The organism is Rhizobium sp. RHZ02, from assembly GCF_014851575.1.
GTDB lineage: Bacteria > Pseudomonadota > Alphaproteobacteria > Rhizobiales > Rhizobiaceae > Rhizobium > Rhizobium altiplani.
The window spans coordinates 541,042-556,922 of sequence record NZ_JACUZX010000001.1 but is presented as its reverse complement, the minus strand read 5'-3'; the positions used below and the strand labels follow the sequence as shown (position 1 = coordinate 556,922).

The 15,881-nt window shown below is 59.0% G+C and carries 15 protein-coding genes; 3 read left to right on the top strand and 12 right to left on the bottom strand.

What is annotated here, in order from left to right; genetic code table 11:
* Positions 1 to 246: 246 nt before the first annotated feature.
* From IB244_RS02630 to scpA, 6 genes are all read right to left on the bottom strand, one after another.
* On the bottom strand, positions 247 to 1,380 hold the full coding sequence (locus IB244_RS02630) for an ABC transporter ATP-binding protein (RefSeq protein ID WP_192303070.1): 1,134 nt from the start codon (positions 1,378 to 1,380) through the stop codon (positions 247 to 249).
* A gap of 86 nt (positions 1,381 to 1,466) precedes the next feature.
* A complete protein-coding gene (locus IB244_RS02625) occupies positions 1,467 to 2,669 on the bottom strand; it encodes an ABC transporter substrate-binding protein (protein ID WP_210258366.1) in 1,203 nt (400 codons plus the stop codon).
* Between the two features lie 61 nt (positions 2,670 to 2,730).
* Positions 2,731 to 3,591, bottom strand: coding sequence for a carbohydrate ABC transporter permease (locus IB244_RS02620; RefSeq protein ID WP_025661281.1), 861 nt, complete (start codon positions 3,589 to 3,591; stop codon positions 2,731 to 2,733).
* On the bottom strand, positions 3,588 to 4,472 hold the full coding sequence (locus IB244_RS02615; protein ID WP_018858423.1) for a carbohydrate ABC transporter permease: 885 nt from the start codon (positions 4,470 to 4,472) through the stop codon (positions 3,588 to 3,590). The genes IB244_RS02620 and IB244_RS02615 overlap by 4 nt, the downstream gene beginning before the upstream one ends.
* Before the next feature lie 13 nt (positions 4,473 to 4,485).
* On the bottom strand, positions 4,486 to 5,643 hold the full coding sequence (locus IB244_RS02610) for a Gfo/Idh/MocA family protein (protein WP_169683441.1): 1,158 nt from the start codon (positions 5,641 to 5,643) through the stop codon (positions 4,486 to 4,488).
* Between the two features lie 249 nt (positions 5,644 to 5,892).
* Entirely contained in the window at positions 5,893 to 8,031 is a 2,139-nt protein-coding gene (gene scpA, locus IB244_RS02605; protein WP_192303068.1) for a methylmalonyl-CoA mutase, read from the bottom strand.
* 246 nt (positions 8,032 to 8,277) lie between these two features.
* On the opposite strand from scpA, the gene IB244_RS02600 reads away from it, so the two are divergent.
* A complete protein-coding gene (locus IB244_RS02600) occupies positions 8,278 to 9,303 on the top strand; it encodes a hydroxyacid dehydrogenase (RefSeq protein WP_169683445.1) in 1,026 nt (341 codons plus the stop codon).
* Positions 9,304 to 9,718: 415 nt separating this feature from the next.
* Here IB244_RS02600 and IB244_RS02595 read toward each other — a convergent pair whose 3' ends face one another.
* Positions 9,719 to 10,552: a universal stress protein gene (locus IB244_RS02595; RefSeq protein ID WP_192241298.1), complete on the bottom strand. Its 834-nt coding sequence runs from the start codon at positions 10,550 to 10,552 to the stop codon at positions 9,719 to 9,721.
* A 153-nt stretch (positions 10,553 to 10,705) separates the two neighbouring features.
* On the opposite strand from IB244_RS02595, the gene IB244_RS02590 reads away from it, so the two are divergent.
* On the top strand, positions 10,706 to 10,960 hold the full coding sequence (locus IB244_RS02590) for a hypothetical protein (protein WP_169683449.1): 255 nt from the start codon (positions 10,706 to 10,708) through the stop codon (positions 10,958 to 10,960).
* A gap of 19 nt (positions 10,961 to 10,979) precedes the next feature.
* On the opposite strand, the gene IB244_RS02585 is transcribed toward IB244_RS02590, so the two are convergent.
* From IB244_RS02585 to IB244_RS02565, 5 genes are all read right to left on the bottom strand, one after another.
* On the bottom strand, positions 10,980 to 12,350 hold the full coding sequence (locus IB244_RS02585) for an ATP-binding protein (protein WP_192303066.1): 1,371 nt from the start codon (positions 12,348 to 12,350) through the stop codon (positions 10,980 to 10,982).
* Positions 12,347 to 13,024 carry a response regulator transcription factor gene (locus tag IB244_RS02580; RefSeq protein ID WP_192303064.1) on the bottom strand — a complete coding sequence of 226 codons (678 nt, stop codon included), beginning with the start codon at positions 13,022 to 13,024 and terminating at the stop codon, positions 12,347 to 12,349. Before IB244_RS02580 ends, IB244_RS02585 begins: the two co-directional genes overlap by 4 nt.
* Positions 13,021 to 13,587 carry a cytochrome b/b6 domain-containing protein gene (locus IB244_RS02575; protein WP_169683454.1) on the bottom strand — a complete coding sequence of 189 codons (567 nt, stop codon included), beginning with the start codon at positions 13,585 to 13,587 and terminating at the stop codon, positions 13,021 to 13,023. The genes IB244_RS02580 and IB244_RS02575 overlap by 4 nt, the downstream gene beginning before the upstream one ends.
* A 1-nt stretch (position 13,588) precedes the next feature.
* Positions 13,589 to 13,855: a PepSY domain-containing protein gene (locus IB244_RS02570; protein WP_169683456.1), complete on the bottom strand. Its 267-nt coding sequence runs from the start codon at positions 13,853 to 13,855 to the stop codon at positions 13,589 to 13,591.
* Positions 13,856 to 14,307: 452 nt separating this feature from the next.
* The gene (locus tag IB244_RS02565) at positions 14,308 to 15,207 is read right to left on the bottom strand and encodes a LysR family transcriptional regulator (protein ID WP_169683457.1); all 900 of its coding nucleotides are present in this window, start codon (positions 15,205 to 15,207) and stop codon (positions 14,308 to 14,310) included.
* A 126-nt stretch (positions 15,208 to 15,333) separates the two neighbouring features.
* Between IB244_RS02565 and IB244_RS02560 the strand changes: the two genes are divergently transcribed.
* The gene (locus IB244_RS02560; protein WP_192303062.1) at positions 15,334 to 15,813 is read left to right on the top strand and encodes a carboxymuconolactone decarboxylase family protein; all 480 of its coding nucleotides are present in this window, start codon (positions 15,334 to 15,336) and stop codon (positions 15,811 to 15,813) included.
* Positions 15,814 to 15,881 lie beyond the last annotated feature (68 nt).

The window sequence follows — 15,881 nt, the reverse complement described above, 5'->3', positions numbered from 1 at the left end:
ACCTTTCACGGCGTACGGATGGATTCCGACCCCGTGCTGCTTTCGCGGTTTGACAGGATCTATCGCTATTGCTTGCCCGAAGCCAACTATCGGGGCTCTCCTTATCCGACAAATGCCTGGCACATTACAGCGCTGAGAAGCTGCATGTACCGATTCGGGGTCGCGGACCGGGGGGCTTATTCCTATCCGGCCAACAGGCTCTTCTATCCTCTCTTCTGAGGTGGAGCGCCAGCACGGGGTTAATGATCACGCAGCCGTGGGGTTGAGGAGGTTCATGTCGATGCTCGTCAGCTCCACATGGCGCTCGAACGAGATGCCTACCTCATCGAACAGATGGCAGTCGGCAACGTTGATCCCGGTGACGAGTGGCTGATCCGGGTGAACAGCGGCGCGCCCCTGCAGCGTCGCGCAGAAATTCTCGCTTTCGCTGTCGAGCGACGCGTAGGCGACCGTCTGGGCGCCAAGGCGCTCGATGACAGACGGCGTAACGGTAAAGGCGATGTCGCCAGACCCGATCTGGATATGCTCCGGACGCACGCCCAGGGTCAGCTGTTTGCCAATAGCGCCGCCTCTTGGCGTGACAGGGATCACCGCCTTCTGTCCTTTGTAGTCGATTTCGATGCCGGCATCGCTGATACCTGTGCAGGTGACGGGCAAGAAGTTCATCTTGGGATTGCCGATGAAGGCGGCAACAAAGATGTTGGCAGGCTTGTGGTAGAGTTCCAGCGGGGCGCCGGTCTGGGCGATCTCGCCGGCATTCAAAACCACAATCCGGTCCGCCATGGTCATCGCCTCGATCTGGTCGTGCGTGACATAAATCATCGTCGCCTTCAGCTGGCGGTGCAGTTTGGCAAGCTCGATGCGCATGTCGGCGCGCAAGGCAGCGTCGAGGTTGGAGAGTGGTTCGTCAAACAGGAATATCTTCGGTTCGCGCACGATCGCGCGGCCGATTGCAACGCGCTGACGCTGGCCGCCCGAAAGCATGCCGGGCTTCTGCTGCAGGCGCTGGTCGAGGTGGAGAATGCGCGCTGCATGCTCGACCTTGGCCTTGAGCTTTTCCTCCTCCATCTTTTCCACCCGCAGCGGGAACGCGATATTCTCGAACACAGACATGTGCGGATAGAGGGCATAGGATTGGAACACCATGGCGATGCCGCGCTTGACCGGCGGCAGGTCGTTGACCCTCAGCCCGTCGATGACGATGTCGCCGCCGGAGGTTGCGTCCAGGCCGGCAATCATGCGCAGCAAGGTGGATTTGCCGCAGCCTGATGGCCCGACGAAAACTACGAACTCGCCGTTCCTCACCTCAAGCTGAACACCCTTGAGAACCTCGAAGTCGCCGTAGAACTTCTGAACCTTGTTGAGAAGAAGCTGTCCCAAAACTTGTCTCCGGTCACCGCCGCTGCGGCACTGTATGCGATAGTCAAAGGGATCGCGGTTGTTGCGCCCGCGATCCCGACAAAGGCTTACTTGAACGCTTCGATCTCGCCAGCAGCCTTCTTGAGAGCATCGGCCGGCTCGGCCTTGCCCGTCACGACAGACTGTACCATTTCGATCATCGAATTCTGGAAGCCCTTGTAGTCGGTGAAGAGCGGCTCGGGACCGCCGAAAGTGATACCGTCGATGAACGGCTTCCACGACGGATCAGCCTTGACGAACTCATCGACCTTCGGTGACGGACGCAGCGGCGTCAGGCCGGCACCACCCTGAAGTTCGTATTCGCCTTGCGGGCCCGGCGAGGTGATGAACTTGGCGAATTCGATCGCCTTGTCTTCCACACCCGTACCCTTGAAGACCGCCAGGCTGTCGGTGATCAGCAGCGTGCCTTCACCCTTGGCCGACGGGCCGAGCGGCAGCGGTGCGACGCCCCAGTTGATCTTGGTGTCCTTGAGGCGGGCAGCAGCACCCGAACCTGCCTGGATCATGCCGACCTTGCCATCGAGGAAGATGGCGCGGATTTCGTTCTGCTCGTAGGCGGTTGCGCCTTCGACGGAGTAGGGCGTGATGTCCTTGTAGGCCTGCAAGGCGGCCAGGACTTCCGGGCTGTCCATGACGATCTTATCACCGTCGATCACCTTGCCGTTGTTGGTGTAAACCCAATGCATGAACTGATGCATGGTGTTGTCGAAGGTCTTCGCCGGGAGGCCGTAGCCTGCAATGCCGGTCTTTTCCTTGATCTGCTTGGCGGCGGCAATTTCCTCAGCCCAAGTCTTCGGCGGGTTCTCCGGGTCGAGGCCGGCCTGCTTGAAGATGTCCTTGTTCCAGTAGAGTGCCTTGGTCGAGAAGGCGACCGGCACGCCCCACTGGTTGTTGTCGAAGGTGACGGTGTCGACGATGTTCGGGTAGTAGCTCTTCTTCTCGTCGTCGGTCATCGGCACCGGAACGATCAGATCGTTCTGGGCGAATTCCTTCAGCGTACGCGAACCGACATAGGCCATGCCGACCGGAGTGCCGGCAGCAGCCAGCGTCGTGGCCTTGTCCTGGCACTGTTCCCAGCCGACAACCTCAGGCGTGACCTTCCAGCCTGGGTTCTTGCCTTCCCATTCCTTGATGTATTTCTCGTGGATCGGATCGATCTTGTCGCCGCAATAGATCCAGCTGATCTCCTTGTCAGCCGCGTGCGCGGTCATTGCGCCGAGCGCGGTAGAGCCGAGCAGGGCAAGGGCCATCAGCCCGGTCTTGAATTGAATTGTCACGTTGTTAGCTCCCGTTTTTTCTCTGGTGGTTGACTTACTGTTTCACCGCGCCCGCGGTCAGACCGCTGACGAGATACCGTTGAAGGAAGAAAATCACGATCATGGCCGGCGCAATGCCGACGAAACTTGCAGCCATCAGTTCATTCCACACGACTTCCTGGCGGCCGAAATAGGCGAAGAGTCCGACCGGCAAGGGCGCAAATTCGGTCTTGGAATTGAAGGTGAGCGCGAAGATGAACTGCTGGGCATAGGAGCCGATGAAGGTGGTGATCGCAACTACCATGATGCCCGGCATGGCGATTGGCAGGATGACCCGGCGCAGGGTATAGAAATGGCTGGCGCCGTCGACGAATGCGGCTTCGTCCAGCTCCCGCGGAATGCGCATCATGTAGGTTCTGAGCAGCCAGATCGCCGAAGGGATCAGGAAGGCAACGCCTGGAACCATGATGGCGAAATAGGTATTCAGCAGGCCGAGCGTTCGCATCAGCCGGAAGAGCGGGATGAGCAGCACCGCGCCCGAAAACATGTTGACGGCCAGGAACGCGCCGAGCAGCAGCCCGGCGCCTTTGAATTCAAACCGCGCGAACGCATAGGAGGCAGGGATGACGAGCACCAGGACAACGGCGGTGACGATGGTCGAGATAAAGAAGGAATTGAAGATGTAGCGCGCAAAGCCCGGTACGCTTACCCACATGGTCCGATAGGCCTCGAACGAACCGTTCTCGGGGATGAACCGGTAAGGCGATGAAAAGAGCTGGCTGAGCGGCTTCAGCGATACCAGGAAGCCCTCGACGAAGGGCGCAAGCACGAAGGTAAGGAACACCAGGATGCCGGCATAGATGCCGATGATCTCATACCATTTGTACCGATGGATCAGCAGATGCGGCTGTTTCATCGCTTGTCTCCGGAAGTAAGGCGGCTGGTCACGCGGAAGTAGCAGACGCAGAAAATCGACAGGAAGATGCAGATCAGCACGGCGCGCGCGGCGCCTTCCCCGTATTTGTTCGAGCCGATCGCGGTTTTATAGGTGTCGATGATCATCGTCGTCGTTTCGCCGCTCGGGCCACCACGCGTCAGGATCCAAATGATGTCGAATGAGTTGAACGTAGCGATCAGCGACAGCATCGACATGGTGATCATCGACGGGACGATCAGTGGCAGGGTAATGCGCCGGAAGCGATAGAAACGGCCGGCCCCGTCGGTCCAGGCGGCCTCATAGAGATCCTGCGGAATCGCCTGCATGGCCGCGAGCATATAAAGCGTGACCAGCGGAACGCCGATCCAGACATCGGTGATGATCGTCGCCCAGAACGCCGTGGACCCCTGCGCGAGAAATGCGACCGGCGCGTCCACCAGCCCGAAGCGCTGCAGCATGCCGGAAATCATCCCGAACTGGCCGTTGTACATCCAGCCCCACATGAAGATGCCAATCGCCATTGGGACAATCCATGGCGGCATGGTCAGGACGCGGAAGAGCGCCCTGCCGGGAACCGCAGAATTCAGCATCGTTGCGCCGAACACACCGATGATCATCTTGATGGAGACGGAAAAGAACGTCCAGATGAAGGTGCGAATGATGACTTCGGCGAAGGTAGCATTGAAGATCTTGCTATAGTTCACCCAGCCGACCCAGTTCGTCGTCTTCTTCAGCGACGCATCGGTGAAGGAGAGGATGAATGTGTCGACCAGCGGATAGGCGACGATCACTGCGACATAGAGGACTGCCGGAAGGAGAAGTATCCAGGCAAAGATGACTGCGTTGCGTTGGACGCTCATCTTGCCGCCCTCCTCAAGCCGCTCTTGCGTGCAGGGCTTCGTCGAACCTGTCCCAAATCGGGCGTAGATCGATCACCGCCTTTTTCATCCTTGCCTCGTCCATCGATAGGGCAAGGATGCCGGCCTCAAGGGCATTGAGTGTCGAAACAGGAAGTTCGGTACCGGTACGCACGCTGTCGAGCAAATCCGCTGCCATCTGTTCGTCGGCACCGTAATGCTGCGAAAGCTCGGTCGCCACGTACTTGTTCTCAATCACCTTCTTGCCCGTCAACTGCTCATGGACGTCGAGATAGCCGCGGACGAAATCGCCCTCCGCCATGCCGCGCGATCCCATGATGGCAAAACGGCGGAACTGGTCGGGAACGTTGAGGTTGGTATGGAAATTCATGCCGACGCCATTGGCATATTCGACGATCGCCACCTGATAGTCGATGATGTCGCCGTCGCTGTCGAAAACCTTGTCGGAGCCCATCCAGCCGCTCGGCTTGCGGTGAAAAAGCTCCAGGTCGTTGATGCCTTCGCGTGCGGGATCGTTGGCCGGAATGAAGCTCTTGCGGCCGCCGAAGCTTGCAACGCGCTCCGGACGAGCGCCGACGACGCCGTTGTAGAGATCAAGATCGTGGCAGCACTTTTCCAGCATGAAGCTGCCCGAATAACGCTCGTAGCGGCGCCAATCGCGCATGAAGAAAGCGCCGTGGTAGGGCTCGATATGCTCCGAAGCCTCGATCGAGACGATCTGTCCAAGCTTGCCTGCGGCCTGAATGGCGCGAAGGTCCTTGTAGAGGGGCGAATAGCGAAGGACGAGACCAACCATCAGGCGCTCATGACCGAACTTCGCCATCAGACGGGCGAGCTCAATGCTTTCGGCGATCGTCGTGACGATCGGCTTTTCGCAGAAGACCTTCAGGCCACTTTCAAGACCAAGCCTGATATGATCGAGATGCATGTGGTTGGGCGAACCGATCATCAGGAGATCGAGCTTCTCCCTGGCGATCAGCTCCTCAGGGGAAGCATAGGCCGTGCCGGCAGAGATGCCTTTTTCGACAAGACCCGGAAGACCTGCCGGATCGGGGTCGACGTAACCCACGATCTCGAAGCTTTCATCGACGGACTTGAAGACGTAGCCAAGATAGCCGAGCCTGAAACCTAGCCCGATAATTCCCACTTTCATGCTCTTCTCGTTCCCATTCACGTAATTTATTTTCGTCAAGTTGGGACAAAATTTCGAACTCGTCAACACGAATCCCGCGAAAAGTTGCAAGCATGAAATTAATTTTCATAACCGCCCGTTTTCCAGCTTCACTCGCCTTCAAACGGGCATGCACGCCCATTTCGGCTGCGTGCAAACGCCGAACGATCGCCTCAGATGCTGCTGGAGGGACGGCAACGCCTAGAGAGGGCCTTGTCGCACGGCTCGAATCTAGCGGTTTCGCCGCTTGCCCTCAAGCAGGTCAAGCACCGAATTTGCGGCGTCCAGAACGTTCGTGCCCGGGCCGAAGACAGCCGCAACCCCGTGGTCCATCAGGTACTGGTAATCCTGCCGCGGAACGACCCCTCCCACCACGACGATGACATCGCCGGCGCCCTGTGCCTTGAGTTCGTCAACCAGTTGCGGTGCCAGTGTCTTGTGGCCAGCCGCCAGCGACGACATGCCAACCACATGTACCTTGCTGGCGACCGCGAGGTCGGCGGCTTCCTTTGGCGTCTGAAAGAGGGGGCCTGCCAGCACATCAAAGCCAATATCGCCAAACGCCGAGGCGATCACCTTGGCGCCGCGGTCATGACCGTCCTGGCCAAGCTTGGCAACCATGATTCTCGGCCTCTGACCGAGGACCTTGCCGACTTCGACCATGCGGTCCTTCAGTACTGCCAGCTCCGGCTCGTTGCGGTAGGCTTGACCATAGACGTCCCTGATGACCTCGGGCTCGGCTGCGTGGTCCCCGAAGGCCCGACGCATGGCATCCGAGATCTCGCCAACAGTTGCCCGCGCGCGCGCCGCTTCGATGGCTGCCGAAAGCAGGTTCCCCTTGCCGCTGCTTGCGACCTCCTCAAGCACCTTGAGGGCCGCTTGTACTGTAACGCCATCGCGGCGGCGTTTCGTGTCTTCGATCCGCGCAATCTGGGCGGCGCGCACGGCTGCATTGTCGATCGCCAGGATCTCGAGCTCTTCTTCCGTGTCGAGACGATATTTGTTGACGCCGACGATGACCTCTTCACCCTTGTCGACCGCCGCCTGGCGTCGCGTCGCCGCTTCCTCGATGAGCCGCTTGGGCAATCCCTCGTTCACCGCCTTGGTCATGCCGCCGAGTGCCTCGACCTCTTCGATCAGGGCCCAGGCCTTGTCGGCAAGCGCCTTTGTCAGGCTCTCGACATAGTAGGAGCCCGCAAGTGGATCAACGACATTGGTTACGCCCGTCTCATGCTGAAGAATGAGCTGCGTGTTGCGGGCGATGCGGGCAGAAAACTCCGTCGGCAAGGCGATTGCCTCGTCGAAGGAATTGGTGTGGAGCGACTGAGTGCCGCCCAGAACCGCAGACATTGCCTCGAAGGCGGTGCGGATGATGTTGTTGTAGGGATCCTGCTCCTGCAGCGAGACGCCCGATGTCTGGCAATGCGTGCGCAGCATGAGGGAGGACGGTTTCCTGGGCTCGAACTCCTCCATGATGCGCGTCCAGAGCAGGCGCGCAGCACGCAGCTTCGCTGCCTCCATGAAGAAATTCATGCCGATGGCGAAGAAGAAGGAGAGGCGGCCGGCAAAATCATCGACGTTCAATCCCTTGGCGAGCGCGGCACGAACATATTCGCGCCCGTCGGCAAGCGTGAAGGCGAGTTCCTGAACCAGCGTCGCGCCGGCCTCCTGCATGTGATAGCCGGAGATCGAAATGGAATTGAACTTCGGCATCTCCCTTGCTGTGTATTCGATGATATCCGCAACGATGCGCATGGAGGGCTCCGGCGGATATATGTAGGTGTTGCGGACCATGAACTCCTTTAGGATGTCATTCTGTATCGTCCCCGAAAGCTCGGCCCGGGACACACCCTGTTCCTCGCCGGCAACGATGAAGCTCGCAAGTATCGGAATGACGGCGCCGTTCATCGTCATCGAGACCGAGATTTTCTCGAGCGGGATGCCATCGAACAGGATCTTCATGTCCTCGACGCTGTCGATCGCAACTCCTGCCTTGCCGACATCGCCGACGACGCGCGGATGATCGCTGTCATAGCCGCGGTGGGTTGCAAGATCGAAGGCCACGGAAACGCCCTGCTGGCCGGCAGCGAGCGCCTTGCGGTAGAAGGCGTTGGAGGCCTCTGCGGTGGAAAAACCGGCATATTGCCGGATCGTCCAGGGGCGGCCAACATACATCGTGGCACGGGGCCCGCGGGTAAAGGGTGCAAAACCCGGCAGCGACCCGAGGTGCTCGGCACCCTCTATATCGCCCTCGGTATAGAGCGGCTTGACGTCTATCCCTTCGGGCGTGTGCCAGACGAGTGCGTCGGGGGAAGCCTTCAGCTCTTTCTCGGCAAGAGCCTGCCAGTCGCCAAGCGTTTTCTTCGTCATGCTATCCTCCGGCATTCTTCTTTTGCCGCAGGCTAGCACTTTAACGACGCGAGGCGCGATAGAGCTTTAGGATATTTTATGAAGAAGCTATTCCGGAAAACTTGCTGGTCTGAAGGGGGCCTTAGGCAGCCCCAAAAAGTTATCAGGCAGCCGCTGCGATGCTGCACGAGACTGAACTGGTTCCCGACGCTGTGATTCTTTCAACATTCCACTACTATAGCCATCCTTTATTCGATGGGAGGAAACATGAGCCGCGCCGTAGTCATCGTCGATCCATTGCCACGCACCCTTGACCTAATCATGGAGCCCGACGTCCGCGCGAGGTTGGAGCGGCTAGGGGAGGTCGTCGTTTCAGAGGACAAACCGATGCCCTCGGCACTCGTAGACGAGCTCCTGCCAGATGCCGTGCTCATCTTCGGGCAAACGGACATGCCAAGGGAGCGCCTGGATCGAGCGACGAAATTGAAGGCGATTATCAACGTCGAATCCAACTTCTTGCCCAATATCGATTACAAGACCTGCGTGGAGCGAGGGATCTGGGTCATCACGCCAGCTGCAGCCTTCGCGCCCCCGGTAGCCGAGGCGGCGTTGGCCATGGGGCTCGATCTTGCGCGCGGTATCACTCAGGCGGACCGAGACTTCCGGGCAGGCGTCGAACAATATGGGTTGGCTGGCAACCACGCGACCTTCAGGTTCGCGGGAGCGCCGGTCGGCATCATCGGGTTCGGCGATCTTGGGCGACAGTTCAGAGACCTGATCCGGCCGTTCAAGAACACAGTTCGGGTTTTCGATCCGTGGCTCCCTCGGGAGATCATCACCAATGCAGACTGCATTCCGACGCCTTTGGAAGAAGTGCTGACAGAAAGCCAGCTGGTTTTTGTCTTTGCCAGCGTGACGAGTGAAAACCAATCATTTCTGGGCAGGCGAGAGTTCGCAATGATGAGGAAAGGCGCTGCTTTCATTCTTATGAGCCGCGCCGCGGTGGTAGACTTTCCTGCGATGTTGGCAGCTGCCGAATCCGGTCACATCCGTGTCGCGACCGATGTCTTTCCCGAAGAGCCGGTGCCTGCAAATGATCCCGTGCGTTCCGTACCGGGGATCCTTCTTTCGGCGCATCGCACCGGTGGAACACGCGATGCTTTCTATGCCCTGGGCTCCATGGCCGTCGCCGATGCCGAACTGATAATGAGAGGATTGCCTCCGCAACTTTGCCGACGGGCAGATCTGGCGACGGTCAGTCGGCTCCGGTCGAAGCCTGTGACGGTGTCCTAGTCATCTTGGATCTGACGCTACATTGCTCGGCCTCTTCATGGGTGATTGAGCAATGGCAAACGCGACTGGTCGACACAATCGGCCGCTGGTTCCCGGTTCGGCCAAGAATAGCCAAATCCAAGCACACTCTCGCGCGCAGCCACTGTTGCCGAGGAGGTCTGGCGTCCATGAACGGCGCATGCATTCTTATTTTCGGCATGGCACAACGACGTTGTTTGCAGCTTGCGAAGTCGCCGCCGGTATTGTCTCGTCACATGCCATAAGCGGCATCTTGCCACCGAGTTCCTGGACTTCCTGACAGCGATCGATGCGACTGTGGCGCCCGATTTGGACGTGCTAGACAACCTTCGCGGACACAGGCACAGCACGGCCATCTGCCGGCCAGGCCACCTAACCGGACCGCCAGCCTTCGACATTACCGCGACAGGAAGAGCGGGATCCGGCTTTCTTTCAGCATCGAACGGGTCACACCTCCAAACAGGCGCTGCTGTATCCGTGGGTGGTTGTAGGCGCCCATGACGACCATGTCGGCTGTCACGTCCGTCGCGTGTTGTCGCAAGGCCTCGTCCACGCGCCGCCCGCCGGTGGCCACCTGGTCAACCACCACCTTCACGCCGTGGCGGGTGAGGAAGGTGGCGATGTCAGATCCGGGCTCTTCGCCTTTCTCCAAACTTCTCGCAGCGGGGGCCACGATCGTCACATGCACGGAATCACAGCCCTGCAAGAATTCCATGGACTGGTGGGCGGCCCGTGCTGCCTCGTCGCTCGAGTCCCAAGCGAGCAGGATCGACTTCGGAAACGAGCATACAGCCTGCTTGCGGGGGTTGATCAGGATCGGTGTCGGGGACCGGAACAACGTGCCATCGATGATACGCCTCTGAAGGGCCTCATTGCCGGCGGCTTGCGCGCCAACAAGGACGAGATCGGCGTAAAGCGCATGCTCAGCAATGTCTTCCTCAGCCCATCCGAACTCAGTGTAGATCTCCTTAACATCAAACGACAGATTGGCTTTTTCTAGAACCTCTATGACCGCATTCGTTTCCTCGGCGAGGTGGCCGATTTCCCTTTCCTGGCCATCGAGCCAGCTCGTCGATATCGCTTCATAGGTGCCGACCGATGGAATGCCCCCCATGCAGATCACAAGGGCGCTCATATGAGCGCCCTGCGTTTCGCAAAACTCTATTGCCGACTTGACGTCCTCGTCCCAGCAATCGACGTCAAAGACACACATAGCGGTTTTGATGCTCATCACAGTGCCTCCTTCCTGACGGCTGTGATCGTATCACGTTCCAGGAAAGTTTCCTTGCTCTTCGTCGACGTCGGTGGGACCCCAAATCGGATTGAGAACTCCGGCGAGAACCGCTGGGCGTTAGCCTGTTTTAAGAGGCGATTAGCGCTCATCATGTCGAGCCGCATGCTTCCGGCGAAGCGGACAGAAAAGCTCTCTTGTCGCCCAGTCGAGCGTTCGCGGCGACATCATCGCGACGACCCAATGGTCGTCGTCCGCCCGTTCGAGCAGGTTCTCGCCTTCGCTTCTTCTGGCGGGAGGCAGGGCTTTGCGGCGGCCGTACCCGACGCGGCAGTGACCGACATTGCTGCACGTTCTGGCAAGGACGAGAAAGCCTTGCTCCAGACATTGGTCTCGTTGCCTCGTTAAGGCCGGAAACCATAGTTTCTTACGCCCGACCCCATCGCCGGCCGGCGATTTCGGGCGTGCCTTCCCCGCTCTTCCTTTCGAAACCAATCTCGAAGGCAAGACCCAGCCTGGACTCGGACTGGTGAAGCGAGGCCCGGTGCAATTCAGCAATCCGCCTGACGATCTTCAACCCGATGCCGAGGCTGCCATTGCAGTCGGACGCACTGATTTCTCGATGCATACCACCTGGATACCGATCCTCGACACGGATCATATTGCTGCCTACCTTCACAAGAACATCAGTGCCTGCCGGCGTATGGCGTACTGCATTCTCGACGAGATTACGCACGGCGTCTCGCAGTAGCGCGGGCGCCCCTTGGACAATGGCGGTTTCTACTTGAGGACAGAACGCCAGAGAGTGGTTGTTCTCATAGACCCATGGTGCGAGTTGCTCGACGACGGAGGACGACAGCATAACGAGGTCAACGGCCTCAAAGGTCCCGTGGTCGAAGCCATCAAGTCGGGCGAGGGTCGTCAGTTCAGCGACGAAGCGTACGAGGTCGTCCAGATCGATTTCCGCCCTGCGGGCACGCGGATGGTCGATGTTTCCCAGCTCAAGCTTGATCGCCGCAAGTGGGGTACGAATTTCGTGCGCGATGCCCGATGTGAGAACTTTCTGTGACGTCATCAGTTCGCCGACGCGCTCGAAGGCGCGATTGATAGCGATGGCGAGATGGGCGACCTCACGCGGCATCTCGTCGAAACTCAGGTGCGAATTTGCGTCCATCGGATCAATCTTGTCGGCGGCATTGGCTGCTGCACGCACCGGCTTCAGGGCCTGTCGTACGGAGAGCAGGGTGGCACCGAGAACGAGGACCAGCAAGATACTCATCGGCACCAGCATATGTTCGACCACCTCCTTCCAGAAGACGGAGGAGACGACGTCTTGCGGATCGTCGATTGTTGCGACGTCGACGACGAACCGTTGATTTCCAACCACGAATGCGCGACCGCCGACCAGTGATAACGGCTTGCCTGGCTTTAGAGACCTCAGCCAAAAATCCGGCGGGTTTACATCCGCTGGAAGAAACCGGCTTTCGCAGGCCTCGTCGCAGGACTCGAACACAAGTGCGCCGGTAGCATCGCGTATCCTCGCGACATAGCCCGATGATCGCTCTTGGTAGCGATGTCTGACATTATCGGGAAGCTGGTATCGGACGCTTTTCCCATCCACGCTTATGCCGGAGGCTAGACGCTCGGTTTCCTGCTCGACAAACAGGCGCGACAGCTCGCCAACGTTCCAATAATAGTCGGAGAATATTACGGAGAGTTGCAGGACCATTGCGAGTACTGCAAAGAACGCAATCCGTCTGGTCAGGATTGCACCGAGGGTAGGACGTGAACGGCTCACGCGCGCTCCTCTCGTATCATGTAGCCGACTCCTCTTACAGTTTCGATCGACGAGCCCGTCCGATGTCTTTCGAGCTTCTTGCGTAGCCTCGAGATCGTCAGTTCGACAGCATTGCTGCTTCTTTCATCGCCGTATTCTGAAAATGCGTGCTCTATCTTGATTTTGGAGACCACCTTGCCGCCATTGCGCATCAGAAGTTCGAGTAGATCCTTCTCCGATGGCGTTAGTGCGATCTCTGCGTCGGCGCAGGTTACTCGTCGCGAAGCGATATCGAATTGGATGTTAGCGAATTCCAATGTCGGCATCGTGGTGACAGGAGCCCGCCGCATGAGAGCGCGAATGCGCGCGATCAGCTCTCCGTTATGAAAGGGCTTCGCGAGGTAGTCATCCGCGCCTGCATCCAAGCCAGCGATACGCTCGTCGATCGCGCCGCGCGCCGTCAGCACGAGAACGGGCGTCTGAACCTTTGCACCTCGCAGTGATATCAGAAGATCGATCCCGTCCTCGTCAGGCAGGCCGAGATCAAGAAGGAGAAGATCGTAGTCCGCGCCCTCAGCAGCGAGCCGTCCCTCCTGCGCGGTCGCGAAGGCGTCGATTTTCCAACCGACGCGTCTGATGGCCTCGCAAAGCAGTTCGCGAAGACGTGCGCTGTCCTCGAGGAGCAGAATTCTCATGCCTTCTTCCGACCAGTAACCATGGACCAGACGAGATTTTCCCGGTGCCTCCAGCTTTCGAAAACGGCGGCGCCGGCGTGGATGAACGCCAGGACCATGATGCTGTTGGCGATTGCGCCGTGCAATTCCTCCAGCCACTTTTCTCCCCAGAAGGCATCGAGCGTCGTCATCCAGCCCGTCAGCGCCGTAGCCGCCAGCAATGCCATCAGGCAGAGCATCATCACCGAAGCTAGAGGGTTGTGGCCGATGTAGCGCTTTTCATTCCGATTGCGGATGTCCACGATGTGAGCCATCACCTTCGAAGGCGTTGGCACGAAATCACTGAAGCGAGAATGTTCGGTACCGACGAAGCCCCAGACAGTACGGACGACAATCGCGGCGGCAACGACATATCCTGTGACACGGTGCCAGTACTTGCCCTCCTCAAGTATGAAGAGGTTGAGCATGCATGCCACGACGACCGTCCAATGAAATGCCCGGACGACGGGATCCCACACCTGGAGCGTGCACGTGGCAGTGGTGGAGGGCCTTGAGCCCTCCGTCATCGATGAGACCCGCGTCATCTCAGTCTCCGTTCTGGACAATGGCACCAGAAACCGGGTTGAAATAGACCTCGGCCCGACTGCCGTTCTTGTCCCTGCCGTAGATTTCGTAGCAGTTGCCCGTGATTTCGAACGTCTTGACCTTGTAGCCCATGGCGTCGATCTTTGTCTTCATGGCTTCTTCAGACATCCATTTGGACTTCGGTTCACCGGTGCAGCTCGGGCTTGCGAGCGCCAAGCCCGGCATTGCGGATGTGATAGCGATGGCGGCGATAAGTTTCAGTTTCATGGAAGATGTCCTCTGTTGGTAACCCGTTGCGGGAGACGGGGATACCGATACGACTGGGAAGCTGTCGGTTTCCTGTCTGACGAACTATCGTCCAACGAGCGTCGTTTCTCGCTTTGCGCCAGTGCCCCGTCGCGCTCGGGCCTGGCAGCGGTTAACGGCAGCAGGCGCACATCCGGCCGGAAGGCTCGTTAGTGTCGCGAAAATTCGGGTTCTCGGGGCATTCCAGCTTCAAACACATCTCCGTCCGAACGAATGCCCACGCGTCGCTTCACGCCGGGCTTAGCATTCCTGAGCTCAATTGATGCCGCGCCTTGAGCTTCTGCATGATCCTCGCTGGCACGGTCAGGACGAAAGCACCGGCGGCCGTAGATCACCCACTTCACTTCCCATTGGAGACCGAACCGACAGAGACCATCGACTTCAACGACCTCGACCACGACGCGCGGCAAATCCTAGGAGGCCATCAACGGGTCGTCCCTCACCGTCTGCGCCAGGAAATCAAGGACCGCGCGGACCCGCAACGGCAGGTTCTTGCGCGATGGGTAGACGACGTTGATCGGCAGGCGTGCCGGAGGAAAATCGGGCATCACGTTTATCAGCCTGCCGGCCTCGATGTCGGGGCAGGCGAGGATGTGCGAGAGCACTGCAAGACCGCCCCCGGCCAGTACCGCGCGATGCACCGCGACCGCATTGTTGGCAATCAGGCGTGGCGCGATGCGCACCGAGGTCTCGTCGGAACCATTGGAAAATGTCCACGACCGCAAATCTCCGGCGCGGCTGTAGCAGATGCAGTCATGGCCGCCGACGTCGTCGGGCGTTTCGGGCATGCTTCGTCGTTCGACATAGCTCGGTGCCGCAACGAGAAAGGCGGTCGTCCATCCAATCCGCCGGCACATCAGATTGCAGTCAGAGACGGGGCCGAGGCGCACTTCAAGGTCGATGCCATCGCCGATCAGGTCGGACGCCTCCTCGCGAAAAATCAACTCGACGGAAAGCCCGGCATGGCGATCGAGCAGACCGGCAAGACGCTCGCTGACGTAAAGACCGAGCGGCGCGGGCAGGGTGAGCCGCACCCGACCGGATACCGTGGTGGCCTCGGCACAGGTCGCTTCGTTGAGCGCGTCCACTGCTTCGACCACCTTCAGCGCCATCGCAATCATCTGCTCGCCCTCGACCGTCAGGGCAAGTGCATTCGTGCTACGATGCAGCAGGCGCGTGTTGAGATGTCCTTCCAGAGCGGAGACCTGCCGGGAGACCGCCGGCTGTGTCAGGTCAAGGTCGATCGCCGCTGCAGAAAAGGAGCCCGTCTCCGCAACCCTTAGAAAGGCTCTCAGCGCAGATACGATGTCCATTCGTCCCCCATACATTTCGACATAAGCCTTATGCAGCAGTCTAGGTCGGAAGCGCTTTACTGTCCAGCAATTACGGATATCTTATGTCCATAAGGATACATGATATCCGTAATTAAGGAGACAGACATGTCACAGCGCCTCAACTACGCACAGCATTCCCCTGAACTCTTCAAGAAGATCTCGGATCTCAGCATGAGCTTGAAGGACAGCACCATCGAGCAGAAAATCCGCGATCTCGTGAACATCCGGGCTTCCCAGATGAACGGTTGCGCCTTCTGCCTCGACATGCATGTCAAGGAAGCCAAGATCCACGGCGAAAGCGAACTGCGCCTCTATCATGTCGCGATCTGGCGTGAATCGAACCTCTTCGTTCCGCGCGAGCGGGCAGCTCTTGCCTGGACCGAGGCCGTCACGAAACTTCCGGAAGGCGGAATTCCCGACGAACTCTACGAGCGGGTCCGTGGTCAGCTCTCGGAAAAGGAAGTCTCCGACCTGACCTTCTCGATCATGGTCATCAATGCCTGGAACCGCGCGAGCATCGCCTTCAAGGCAGTACCCGGCTCCGCCGACAAGGCCTATGGCCTCGACAAGGCAGGCCTCAACTAAGCCGGCCTCAACTAGGCCTGCAACCTCATAGCCATCAGCACCGCGGCCGGCGGCCGCTCGAAAGGGAG